Origin of the sequence: Sphingobacterium allocomposti, assembly GCF_008124885.1 — a bacterium.
Classification (GTDB): Bacteria; Bacteroidota; Bacteroidia; order Sphingobacteriales; family Sphingobacteriaceae; genus Sphingobacterium; species Sphingobacterium allocomposti.
On sequence record NZ_VNHX01000010.1, the window covers coordinates 109,939 to 122,637 of the forward strand.

13 protein-coding genes are annotated in these 12,699 nt (G+C 44.5%); 6 read left to right on the forward strand and 7 right to left on the reverse strand.

The genetic code is table 11. The features are described 5' to 3' along the window. Positions 1-67 precede the first annotated feature (67 nt). Entirely contained in the window at positions 68-973 is a 906-nt protein-coding gene (bla, locus tag BC792_RS09095; protein WP_148908687.1) for a class A beta-lactamase, subclass A2, read from the forward strand. Between the two features lie 360 nt (positions 974-1,333). Here bla and BC792_RS09100 read toward each other — a convergent pair whose 3' ends face one another. Continuing rightward, positions 1,334-1,531, reverse strand: a complete 198-nt coding sequence (locus tag BC792_RS09100) for an EamA family transporter (protein ID WP_148908723.1) — start codon at positions 1,529-1,531, stop codon at positions 1,334-1,336. Between the two features lie 107 nt (positions 1,532-1,638). Then, positions 1,639-2,442 carry a nucleoside triphosphate pyrophosphohydrolase gene (gene mazG / locus BC792_RS09105; protein ID WP_148908688.1) on the reverse strand — a complete coding sequence of 268 codons (804 nt, stop codon included), beginning with the start codon at positions 2,440-2,442 and terminating at the stop codon, positions 1,639-1,641. 131 nt (positions 2,443-2,573) lie between these two features. Here mazG and BC792_RS09110 point away from each other — a divergent pair, with 131 nt between their 5' ends. From BC792_RS09110 to BC792_RS09130, 5 genes are all read left to right on the forward strand, one after another. Then, positions 2,574-2,882, forward strand: a complete 309-nt coding sequence (locus tag BC792_RS09110; protein WP_148908689.1) for a hypothetical protein — start codon at positions 2,574-2,576, stop codon at positions 2,880-2,882. A 42-nt stretch (positions 2,883-2,924) separates the two neighbouring features. Then, positions 2,925-3,485: a Crp/Fnr family transcriptional regulator gene (locus BC792_RS09115; protein ID WP_148908690.1), complete on the forward strand. Its 561-nt coding sequence runs from the start codon at positions 2,925-2,927 to the stop codon at positions 3,483-3,485. 80 nt (positions 3,486-3,565) lie between these two features. Then, entirely contained in the window at positions 3,566-4,954 is a 1,389-nt protein-coding gene (locus BC792_RS09120; protein WP_148908691.1) for a TolC family protein, read from the forward strand. A 2-nt stretch (positions 4,955-4,956) separates the two neighbouring features. After that, on the forward strand, positions 4,957-5,913 hold the full coding sequence (locus tag BC792_RS09125; protein ID WP_148908692.1) for an HlyD family secretion protein: 957 nt from the start codon (positions 4,957-4,959) through the stop codon (positions 5,911-5,913). Between the two features lie 13 nt (positions 5,914-5,926). Next, positions 5,927-7,081 (forward strand): ABC transporter permease, encoded by a 1,155-nt coding sequence (locus tag BC792_RS09130; protein ID WP_148908693.1) that lies wholly within the window; start codon positions 5,927-5,929, stop codon positions 7,079-7,081. Here BC792_RS09130 and BC792_RS09135 read toward each other — a convergent pair. The 5 genes from BC792_RS09135 to BC792_RS09155 form a co-directional block, all read right to left on the reverse strand. Further along, entirely contained in the window at positions 7,078-8,061 is a 984-nt protein-coding gene (locus BC792_RS09135) for a S46 family peptidase (protein ID WP_246154942.1), read from the reverse strand. The genes BC792_RS09130 and BC792_RS09135 overlap by 4 nt on opposite strands. Positions 8,062-8,155: 94 nt before the next feature. Next, positions 8,156-8,359 (reverse strand): hypothetical protein, encoded by a 204-nt coding sequence (locus BC792_RS09140; RefSeq protein WP_148908695.1) that lies wholly within the window; start codon positions 8,357-8,359, stop codon positions 8,156-8,158. 141 nt (positions 8,360-8,500) lie between these two features. Continuing rightward, a complete protein-coding gene (locus tag BC792_RS09145; protein WP_246154944.1) occupies positions 8,501-9,049 on the reverse strand; it encodes a DinB family protein in 549 nt (182 codons plus the stop codon). 27 nt (positions 9,050-9,076) lie between these two features. Next, on the reverse strand, positions 9,077-11,254 hold the full coding sequence (locus BC792_RS09150; RefSeq protein WP_148908696.1) for a S9 family peptidase: 2,178 nt from the start codon (positions 11,252-11,254) through the stop codon (positions 9,077-9,079). Next, the gene (locus BC792_RS09155; RefSeq protein WP_148908697.1) at positions 11,247-12,638 is read right to left on the reverse strand and encodes an aminopeptidase P family protein; all 1,392 of its coding nucleotides are present in this window, start codon (positions 12,636-12,638) and stop codon (positions 11,247-11,249) included. The genes BC792_RS09150 and BC792_RS09155 overlap by 8 nt, the downstream gene beginning before the upstream one ends. Positions 12,639-12,699: the final 61 nt, after the last annotated feature.

The following is a 12,699-nucleotide window of genomic DNA, read 5'->3' on the forward strand; positions in this document are numbered from 1 at the left end:
TCAGAACAGGACAATTGCAGCACCAGCGACAAATAACTATCTTTATGGCATACTTAGCTATTTATCTATGAATATCTTAACAACCGCTGTCCGTACACTCGCCTTTGCTTCCCTATCCATATTTTATGTACACGCACAAGAACATCCTCTTCAACCCACAATACAAAAACTGTTATCCAAGAAGAAAGCCCTAGTCGGTGTATCCATTATACATCCTGAGCACCGCGACACACTTAATATCCGCGGGGATGAGCAGTTCCCTATGCAGAGCGTCTTTAAATTTCACATCGCTACTGCCATGCTCGCTAAGGTCGATGAGGGGCGCTTCTCGCTCCATCAGGTAATCCCGATCAAAAAAGAAGACCTTACTCCTGAAATCTGGAGCCCGCTACGGGATCAATACCCCGATGGGGTTAACTTGCCCTTATCGAAAATAATCACCTATATGCTGTCGCAGAGCGACAACGTAGCCTGTGATGTGCTGCTGAAGTTACTGGGCGGCCCCCTCGCGGTAGAGACGTATATAAAAAGCAAAGGTATTCAGGACATTGCCATCCGGATCAATGAAGAGACGATGCAGAATAACTGGGACCTTCAATTTCAGAATTGGACCACACCAAAAGCCTGCACGCAGACACTGCAGTTATTTTATTACAACCGCAACCAAGAGCTTTCAGCTTCCTGCCACAAATTTTTGTGGGACGTGATGAAAGGTACGGAGACAGGAGCCAAACGGTTGAAAGGAGGGCTCCCTGCAGGCACGGTAGTCGCACATAAAACAGGCTTCTCCGGAACAAGAAATGGCATCACCGAAGCGGTACACGATGCCGGTATCATATTTTTACCCAGCGGGCAACCGATATTTATCACGGTTTTTGTATCACATTCGCAGGAGGATACTGCAAATAACGAAGCAATTATTGCAGATATCGCAAAACTGGTGTATGACTATTATGCCACCCGTGAATTATAAGTCCTCCGCTCTCTGTGATAGGACACAAAAAGTACCGCTTTAAGAACTGCCATCGCGGATAAGAACGAGCCCCACCGGAGGCCACTGAAGGACAACTTAAAATAAAAACCGAAATACGTTCAACAAAAAATCCTGAAGCGGGGAGCTCCAGGATTTTTACCAAACCAATTATTAACCTAAATTATGAAATTATATCTAAATAACGTCGTCCCGATAGGAGTAGTATCCCACCGGCGGCGTCTTAACAATTTTTAACATTTTATTATCCCAACGATAGTCAAACCGGCGAAAAGCACGATGTCTTTTACCTGAAAGAGGTTGTCTAAAAAAAGGCTTTTAGACAGCCCCTTTAAAATTTTGTTAGTAGGAATATTTGCTTCTTCTCACAGAGATAAGCGTTTGTAAAATTACAGATGCCATTACAAAAAACAACCCAACGTAAAAGGAGGTATTTACTTCCTCACCCTCTTCAAAAAATAAAAAAGCTAAAATGATAGCGTAAACAGGTTCAAGGTTAAAACTTAGATTAACAGTAAATGCCGGTATCTTTTTTAAAATTTCGGTAACAGAAACTTTCTATCAATGGATCACAAGCCACCATTATAAGCAGGAAAAAATTGCCTAATAATACCATTGCGATGAGCCGTGATGGTTGTTTTTTTAATCTATAATTTTTTCGCTTCATTCCAGTACACATCCATTTCCTCCAACGTCATTTCTTTGAGGTTCTGCCCATTTTCGGAAGCTCTTTTTTCCAGATGGCTGAATCGCTGTATAAACTTTTTATTGGTACGTTCTAACGCGTTTTCAGGGTTGATGCCCAGATGCCGGGCGTAATTGATTAAAGAAAATAGCAGGTCACCAAATTCTGCTTCGGCTTTCTCTTGGTCAACGGATGCCTTATCGGTGAGGTTAAACTCGTTCTTAAATTCCGCTAATTCTTCCTCCACTTTTTTCCAAACTTCCGTTTTATCGTCCCAATCAAAGCCAACGCCTCGCACTTTATCTTGGATACGGTACGCCTTCACAAGAGCAGGCAACCCTTTCGGCACACCGGACAGAACAGATTTGTTTCCCTCTTTTAATTTGATAGCCTCCCAGTTGTTTTTTACATCTTGCTCATTATCAACCTGTGTATCCGAATAAATGTGTGGGTGCCGGACAACTAACTTGTCACAGATGGCGTTCAGTACTTCTACTATATTGAACTGCTGTTGTTCATCGGCAATCTTGGCATAGAAAAGAAGATGTAGCATCACGTCACCAAGCTCTTTTTTTATCTCGTTGTAGTCTTTTTCCAGAATTGCATCGGTCAACTCATAAAGTTCTTCCATGGTGAGATGTCGTAAGGATTCCATGGTTTGTTTCCGATCCCAGGGGCAGGCAATACGGAGCGTGTCTAAAATGGTGATTAACCTTTCGAATGCTTTTCCGGGAGTGTATTGAGTTTCGGGTATAGGATATGCCATAATTGTTTTTGCGACCTAGTTTAACAAAGATGTTCAAAGCTAGCCAAAAAAATGCGAAAACAGAACTGCCCTTTGTCGTGTTATCTTATGTAACTATTAGTTTTATTAGATAGAGACAAACTTGATATATTATGGAAACGAAACACGATTATGAAACGACAGATGTCGCGTTGGCTAAATTAAAAGAAATGGGGTATACCATCGATTTTAACGTGGAATTTGACGAAATACTAGCCGATGCAGACAATTATCAGATTGATCACCTTTATCGTTATGAAGGAGCGTCTAACCCGGACGATGAATCGACCGTCTATGGTATTTCGAATAGCAATAACGGTAAAAAAGGCGTATTTGTTGCTGGAAATCTGTCCTTGATAGAAGGAAAAAAACGGGATATTATATTGGCATTGGAAATTAAATATAAAACCGGGCATGATTAACTTCGCAGATTAGTTTTTGCATAAATTATCTTATCTTAGGGAATGCTGTTAATTCCCTATTTAAAAACCACATTTGGTTTGACAGATGACCTGTTAGAACAAGTTGAACGTGTGGCCGTAACGAAGACCTATGCAAAAAAAGATACTATTTTAGATGCAGGGCACTATTCGCGGAACGTGTTCTTTATAGAGCATGGGCTTGTTCGGATGTTTTATTATAAATCGGGTAAGGATATTACTCATTATTTTTTTTCAGAACAAACTTTTGCGGCAGGTACAGAAAGCGTATTCTATCACAAAAAATCAATGTATGGCATAGAGGCGTTGGAACCTTCGACCATCACCCTAATCCCATATGATGCGATAGCGGAACTTGCATCCCATTCCATAGCCATGAATAGACTTATACAAACCATATTGTTACAAGCATTGATTGGTTTTTCTACACGATTACAGAGCCTGCAATTTGAAACAGCGCAAGAGCGGTATCAAAAATTAATGGAGCAGCATCCGGATATACTTTTGCGGGCACCGTTGGGAGATATAGCTTCTTATTTGGGGATTTCTCAGCAAACGCTCAGTGTGATTAGATCGCAACGTTAACCGCTTTTATTAAGATATCTTAAAAAAAGCTCATCATATAAATCAATATATTTGTTTCGCAATACAAATAAAAATAAGTTATGGGAAATAAATGGGGATGGATCTTTGTCATGTTCGGCATCGTTTTTCAACAAACGGGGCAGGCACAATCCATTATAGATCCAAAAGTAAAAGAAATTATTCAACAATCGTTTCAGACCAATAAGGATTTGAGACTCAAAAACTACGAAGTAGATAAAGCCAACCTAGAGGCGGAGGGTGTGAAAGCTAATAAGTTGCCACATGTGTCAGCAACGGGTTTGTATGGCTTCATGTACAATAATGGAAGCTTGGACATTCCTACATTAAATCTGCCGGTATTAAATCTGGGACTATTTGAGGGATCAACCGACTTCAACCTTCGCTTGCAGGCTGCGTATGCAGGTGTGTCCGTTAGGCAGGTTATTTTTTCCGGATTGCAGATTCCCAACGGCGAACGGGCACTTCAGGAGAAGGCAAGAGCACAGGGCTATTTAGCCGAAGCGGGAAAAGAGGGAATGGTGAAGGAGATTGCTGCTACGTTCGATCAGCTGATGTTGTTGAACGAGGTGGATAAATTGATCGTAGATTCCGAGCGGAGACTGAAAAAAGAGCAGGAGAAAGTGAACAAGGCCATCGAAAATGGTCTGGCTATTCCGTATGACCGTGATAAACTAAAGCTCGCCATATTAGAGCTGGAAGAAAAGAAAGTCGAGTTAGCGGGCAATCGTGCGTTACTGGTCAAAAAAATACAACAGGACACAGATTTATCTGCAACAGCAGTAGAAGAGGTATTGTATAATCTTTCGCCCATCTATCTATCGGATGTACCAACGGGAGTGGAAGATCGTTCCGAATTAAAAGCGTTGGATGCGTCATCTAAAGCTTATGAATATCTGTATAAAAAAGAAAAAGGAGCGTCACTGCCGACGGTTTTTGCTTTCGGCTCAGCGAGCTATTTGAATCTTCATAACACGAATTTAACCATTAAAGACAGACCCGTAGTAGGTGATATCGACCTTTCTACCAACTATCTAAAAGGTAGGCCTAACTTGATGGTTGGCGTCGGGGTGAGATGGGATATCTTTAACGGTGGGGAACACCGAAATAAAGTAAAGCAAGTACAATTAGATCAAGCCATCAATGAAACGAAGCTTCTTGACGTAACGGAAAAATTAAATCTGTTGCTGGATAAAAACAAAGTCAGTTATACCACCGCAAATCAGAAATTAAAAGTAGGCGACCAACAGGTAAAGGTTGCTGAAAATAATCTGCAGATGGCTTCGAAACAGTATGAAGCAGGTTTGATTGACGTAACAGAACTGTTAGCAACCGAAAATGAATGGTATAAAGTCAATCTTAATTTTTATAGCCATGTCTTGCAGCAGCGTGCCGTGGCATTGGAATTATTACATACATCAGGAAAACTATTACAGACCATATACGAATAGAAATGAAACAGTTATACCTTATACCTTTGACACTCTTATTTTTTGCTTGCAACAATGAAGTTCGGGAGAAGCCTTTGGAAGGAAAAGTAGAACGTGAACAAATAACGGTTGTAACAAAAGTCCCGGGAAAAGTGGCGGAAATACGTGTTCAAGAGGGAGATTTTGTGCATGCAGGAGATACGTTGATGATATTGGATATTCCCGAAGTGGATGCAAAAGCAGAACAGGCACAAGGTGCTTTACAATCTGCTGAAGCACAATATAACATGGCAACTAAAGGTGCTACGCGTGGACAATTAGTTCAATTGCAGGCTAAAGTAGATGGGCTAAAAGAACAATATGATTTTGCCGAGAAATCCATCAATCGTTTGAGAAATCTATTGCGTGACAGTTTAGTGTCGCAGCAACAATACGATGAAACGTATGCCAAATATCAAGGCGCGAAAAATCAATACCTTGCCGCGCAAGCCGAAATGGAAGAAGCACGGAACGGTGCGCGTTATGAACAGCAAATTATGGCTTTAGGACAAAAAGAGCGTGCTTTAGGTGCTGTCGCCGAGGTTAAAGTAGCCGCACTGGAAAAATACCTCATCGCTCCGCAGGATATGAGTGTGGAGACCATTAATTTAAATATCGGGGAACTCGCTACTGCCGGATATGCAGTCATCAATGGCTATATTAATAATACGACTTATTTTCGATTTACTGTGCCGGAAAATAGGGTTGGTAAATTAAATAGAGGGAGTGAGGTTACCCTGCGTGTACCTTATTTGGAGAACAAGGAAATTAAAGGAAGGGTAGTAACGATGAAAGCATTGAACTCGTATGCAAATATTTCTACGGCTTATCCGGACTATGATAACCAACTGGCTGTATTTGAGGTTAAAGTGGTGCCTTACGATCATGCAGAGGTGAACGATTTATTGACCAAAACATTGGTTGTTCTTCAAGCACAATAGAAAGGATTAAAACGTGAAAAAATTTATAGAACTCATTCAACGCGAGTTTAAGCTCTTTTTCAACAATGGTGTGCTTATGATGCTCTTCATTGGGGCACCTATTCTGTACGGTGTATTGATAGGGCATGTGTATCAACAAGGGAAAGTAACGGAAATGCCGATCATTGTTGTCGACGAGGACAATAGTCCGCTGAGCACAACTTTTATTGGCATGATGAACGATAACGAAAGTATCAAGGTCGTGCGTATGCTGCCATCGCTGTTTGATTCGAAAGAAATTGCCATTGAACATGATGCAACGGTTATTGTGTATATTCCTAAAGGTTTTGCGGCAGGTGTTCAGCAAAAACGGGTTCCGGAAGTGACAATTTTTGTGGATGGCTCGAATACATTGACGTCCAATACAGCCGCCATGGCGGTGAATGTTTGTGCCATGACACTGAAAGCCGGCGTACAAATCGAAACGCAGATGAAACAAGGCGTTCCTGCCAAGATTGCAGCTGAACAATACGAACCTTTCAAAACGACGATGGTCAGGCAGAATATCCGAAGTGGTAACTACCTGTATTTTATGCTGCCGGGTGTATTGATTATTGTATTGCAACAGGTACTTCTTTTGGGGCTAGCGTTATCTTTTTCCTCGGAATTTGAAAACGGCACCTTTGTAGAATTAGCGCAGAGAATGCGGAATCCCGTAGGACTTATTTTTGTTAAAATTATTCCTTATATCCTCATGTCCATTGGTATATTGATATTGTATTGGGGATTTGGAAAATGGTATGAGATGCCGCTGCATGCCGACTTTTGGTGGTTTGTGTTATGCACGTTTGTCTTTATGCTAGCGGTATGTTTTATCGGTGTTTTGGTAAGCATCGTTTTGCCGTCACAATTGAAAGCCACGGAAATATTGATGGTTATCGCAACACCAGCGTTCATTTTAAGTGGTTTCACTTGGCCGTCTAGTTTGATGCCAACCTGGGTACAGCTTATTGCGGATGTCATTCCGTCTACCCACTACTTACGCATTTTTAGGGTTATGTTTATTCAGCACGGAGAAAATTACCATACCTATAGCGGTTTAATCGCCATGGCCATTATTGCTGCGGTATGCTTTATTGTTGCCACTGTAGTGCTGGCCATGAAGATACGGAAAGTGACTCGTCGCTAAATCCCCATTTCCTTTAAAATGAATTGCGCATTGTCGATTTTGTCGGCTATCCATAATACATAACGGATATCTACACCGATGGAGCGGCTATAATCTTCGCTCCAGGCAAAATCGTTTATCGTCGCATCATAGGCACGGTCAAAGTTAACACCGATGAGCTCACCATGCGCATTCATAATCGGCGAACCAGAGTTTCCACCGGTTGTATCCATATTGTAGAGGATATTGACTGGAACATCGTTGAGATCTTTTTTTACATATGCACCGAAGTTTTTTTCCAACCATGCTGCTTTAATACTTTCGGGGTATTCAAATTCGGGCAACCCCGAATTTCCTTTTTCTATAAGCCCTTTTATTGTTGTAAACGGACTCATATACGTGGCGTCGGCAGGACTGTATCCTTTGATATTGCCGAAAGTAAGGCGTAGCGTGGAGTTCGCATCTGGAATAAAGTTTTTTGACTGGTATTTTTCCTTCACGGCTACATAATCTCCCATAAGTCTATTTAAAACGCCTTCACGTCGTTTTTGCTCTGCATTGAATACCTCGCGCTCAGCATCCAGCTCTTTTAGAATTGTTAGTAAATCATCGTTATAATTCTTTAACGACTGGATATCTTTTAATACCGTGTTGTAGAGCGTCTCTTTGCTGTTAAGTTTGGACTTGTCTAAAGCTGCTACTATATAATCTCCCGCTTCCTCTTTATTGGTGAAGTTTTTCTTGACGAAGTAATCTAGTTGGTTGGGGTCATCTAATTGATAGGCGTCCTCAAACATACGGCGTTCAATATTTTTGTCGACCGTAAGATGGTAGCTACCGTAGATGTTGTCTAAATATTCCCGTAATTGATTAATGTTAAGTGCGAATACCTCATCTTCTTGTGTGTTAAGTCCATTTTGCTTGAGGATAGCTTCTTTAAAATCGTTTATTTTCGCGTGATAATGTTTTACGTGACATGAGCGGTTATCAATACAACGCAAAAGTCTGCATAAAACTGAATATAACAAACATAATCCAGCGATTTTATCGCGCCCGATAAACAAACGTTCCACCGACTAAAAAGCTTATTCCCTTTTACAGGCTCGCTTTAGCAATCTGTTCCGTAAGGGTTTTCAGTACCGCATCTTTAAGTGTCGTAGTATCCAGATTTCCTGCCGTATAAAATCGCTCGATATCCTCGTCGCACAATAGGGCGATTTCCATGTTAAATCGTACTATAGGTTCGTTTTCGTCGTGCGATACAGAAGCGTCGCGGATATTTAGTTCATGTATTTGCATAGCTGTTTTTATAGAGAACGGTAAATCTATAAAACGGTTTTAAGAAAGCTTCGGGCGTGGACCGATATACCGTGCACGTAAACGTCTCTTCTTGGCAGAATTTGCCTGCAGGGCAGCGCGGCTGCTATGACGGCACAATCGCTAGCGAATAGCACATTCCCCTGCCTCCGTCGCGCCAAGCGCGCGTACCCACCTTGCTGTGACCAGCAGCTGGCCCACATGCCGCTGACTGTGTTCTGCCGCATGAAACAGCAAGCCGATCAAGGTGGTAGGGATACGCTTGCGCCCGAGAAAGCGGACACGCCCCAGTTCTGCGACATCGATGGTCTTCAGCGCCCCTATTGCCCCCGCGACACGTCGTTTCAGCTCCGATAGCAGTACATCTTTCGTAAGCTCCGGATTGAAAACACCTTCGTTCGATAAATAGTCGAATTGCGCTTCAGAGAGAGGCCGATCATCCGCATAAGTAAACATACGGTCAATGACCCCTCCGATGTGCTGGATATGGAACGCAACCGAAGCCGTATTCTCCGGTCTCAGCCAAAGCAGTGATCCATCCAACGGCGCTATATATTTTTCGACATCCTCCGTCATCTGCAGGAGTGCGTGGGCAACAGGTTGTAACAGCGCGGGCACATCTTCCACGGGCCCCCGCATCCATACTTCGGGGCTGCTATTTTGGTTCATCATGCTACGATGTTAAACATATGATTGTAACTAACGTGCCCCCGGCGGGCAGTACTGACGTAAAAATCGCGTATACGTTTCCGCGAGATGTTTCGACGTCCCTTCCCCTTCGCTGATGGAATGGCTGCGATTGGGATAAGACATCATCTGGAATGGAATGCCGTGTTTAACGAGCTCGTTGATATAGACCTCCGCATTTTGATAATGCACATTATCATCGCCGGTTCCGTGGATCAGTAGCAGGTTCCCCCGGACATTCTTTGCATAGCTTATCGCTGAACCGTTGACAAAGTCGGCCATATTTTCCTGAGGTAAGCCCATATAACGTTCTTGATAAATGTTATCGTAAAGCAGCTGGTTGGTTACCGGCGCAATAGCGATTCCCGTTTGATAAATTTCCGGATACTGTCCCAGCAGGTTCAGCGTCGACGCTCCACCGCCGGACCAGCCCCATACAGCAACACGGGTAGTATCAATAAAGCCCCATTTGAATACCTCCTTGGCGCCCATGGCCTGATCGCGGATGTTGAGACGACCGATATTTTTATAGATCGACTTTCGCCACGAACGTCCTTTTGGCGCCGGTGTTCCCCTGTTTTCCAGCGATATGTAGACGTAGCCGTCCGCCGGCATGTCTCCAAGGTATAAAAAGTTCCTTCCGGTAAAGAAATTGTCGGTGACAGTCTGCGATGCCGGTTCGCCATAGACGTAAAAGACAACAGGGTACTTCTTCGCTGGGTCAAAATTTTTCGGTTTAACGATCCAGCCATCCAAAGTGATGCGGTCTGCAGTGGTGACCTTAAAAAATTCAGCTTTCGCCTCACCTGATGCCAGTCTTTCCATCTTCGAAGGGGGCGCCAGCTCTTTGTGCTCGGGCAGGGAAACGACCGCCCCCTGCGATCGCGATGATATACTGGTGTGGTGGAATAAGGCCAGACGGCCGTTGGGGGAGATGTCATATGTATTCGTCCCTTCAAATGCCGGAGGCGTAAGCCGCGTAGTTTTGCCATTTTTCAGGTTAACCCTGTATAAGTATTTCTGTGTGGCATTGGCGGGCGACGCCGAAAAATAAACCGTATTGGTTTTGCCGTCGAAAAGGTCCACCTGAATAACATCAAAGGTATCCTTACTGACCAGCCGCTCGTTCCCCTTGAGATCGATCGTGTATAGCTGGCGCCAACCAGCTTTCTCCGATAGCCATAGAAATTCGTTCCCGTCGCTAAGCCAATCCCAACCGGTGGGGTCATTATTGTTCCAGCGCGACTTAATATCTATCCAAGCCTCATCGTGTTCTTCGTGAACCACTCTACTGTTGCCGCCTCCGGCCTCGGCGACAATAATCTGACTTTCATTTTGCTTACGGTTTAAGCGTTGAAGAATGACTGATTTGCTGTCCAGAACCCATTCCATACGTGGAATATAGTAATCGGTTTCGGCTCCCCCAAGGTTCATCTTTACCGACGTGCCACCAGTGAGGTCGTACACCCAGATGCTGGTCGCCGACGGCGGCAGGCCGACCTTTGGATACTCTACGGGAATGGTAAACGAATACAGGCTGTCGGTATTATTGATCATCAAAAAGTTTTTGGTCTTGCGCGCATCCTGCTTCCAAAAAGCCAGCTTAGTACCATCGGGCGACCATCTGAATCCGTCCTGCGTGCCGAACTCCTCTTCGTATGCCCAATCAAACGTGCCGTTGATGATCCGTTCCGTACCGTCGTTGGTGACAGCATGTACCGCATGATCAGCTATATTCTCGATATATATGTTGTGTCCCGATACGTAGGCTATTTTGCCACCGTCGGGAGAAAACTTCGCGAACATTAAAGACGACGGAGGAAAGTCCTGCCCAAGTTGTACCAGGTTTCGGTTCCTTTTATCGAATAGCCAGTAATCGCCCCGTGTATTCTCGCGCCACACACGTTTTGTGTTGGCAAAAAGTAAGAGCTGGTTGCCGTCGGGCGATACCTGAAAGCTCTGCACAGATAACGGCGTGGTTCTTCCCGGCGGTATAAGGTCTTTTCTTTCTAGAAAGGGCTGACGCTGTTCAGGGGCCAGTAAACTTACGACAGCAATACCGTCGTCCGAGAATGCATAATAGCCGTTGCCATCGCTGGTCCAGTTTATCTGGGCGGTGCAAAAATGTACTAACAAAACAGCAGCGACCACCAAGGCCTGCCGTAGTCCAAAACGCGATACGCTACGCATGTTGTGCTTTATAATGTTCAATGTCATCTGCTGTATGAATTAGTTCCGGTCCCAACCGACGGGATCCATCGTCGGTAATTACAAAATTATCCTCAATCCTCACACCGCCGAAGTCGCGGTAGTCACGGAGTTTATCATAGTTGATAAACTCCTGCAGTTTATGTTCCGACTGCCACATATCGATAAGTTCAGGAATAAAGTAGATTCCTGGCTCGACGGTCAGCACGAAGCCTGTCTGTAGATTTCTACCTAAACGCAGCGATTTCAGTCCAAATGTCGCCGTATCCTTGGGCTCATCTGACGTGTACCCCACATACTGTTCGCCGAGATCTTCCATATCATGGACATCGAGGCCCATCATATGCCCGAGGCCGCACTGGAAAAATAGGGTGTGGGCATGGTGGCTTACCGCTTCCTTCGGATCGCCCTTCATCAGACCGATACTGATTAACCCTTCTACCAACGATTCGCATGCGTGAAGGTGCACCTCCTTAAACGGGATTCCGGGGCGGAGGAGACTATTCGCCCGCTGAAAGGCCATATGCACAATGTCGTAGATTTCGCGCTGTCGGGATGTAAACCGCTTGCTAACAGGAAACGTCCGGGTGAGATCTGCGGCGTATCCTAACGCCGTCTCCGCGCCGGAATCGTTCAGGAGCAACTGCCCCTCACGAAGATGGTTCTGCTGGTAGGCATTGTGGAGAATCTCTCCGTGGACGGTAACGATGGGCGGATATGATAAAGGACACCCGCGATCGGCGGCAAAATGTTGGATGGCGTTTGTTATTTCGCGTTCGCGCATGCCAGGCCGTGCCAGGCGGAGTGCGAGAAGGTGCATCTCAACAGACACCTCTACAGCCTTCTCGATTTCCTCCAGCTCCTGTTCCTCTTTGATGGAACGCTGGGCAACGACGGCCTCGATAAAGGATACTGACCCCGTTAAGGACGTGATCGGCTGTTTTAACAATTCGTGAAGCAAAATCTTGTTATACGCCTGATATGGAGGTAGGTAATGAATTACGCGGCCTTTATTTACAGCCTCACTCAGGTAAGTTGTTAACAGCCCGAAGGGGAGGACCTCGCCCACACCTGCGCCGGCACACTTCTCCCGAAGCGTCTCCTGCCGTCCCATCCATACGATCTGGTCCATCGTCAGTTCGTCGCCAAACACAATCGTCCGCTGCTCGTCAAGGTCGATCAGCGCCGCCAGCCCCGCCTGCTGTATTCCGAAATAATATAAGAATGTGCTATCCTGCCGAAATGGATACGTATTGTGCTCGAAATTAATCGGGTTGTCTATATTCCCTAAAAACAGGAGAACGCCATTTTTGACCTGGTGCCGAAGTGTAGCTCTCCGCCGCTGATATGTGTCTACTGAAAACATGTGAAAAGTTATGTAGCTCCGAAGTTATAAAAATATAAAGATAAAAATGCAAAAGATTAGA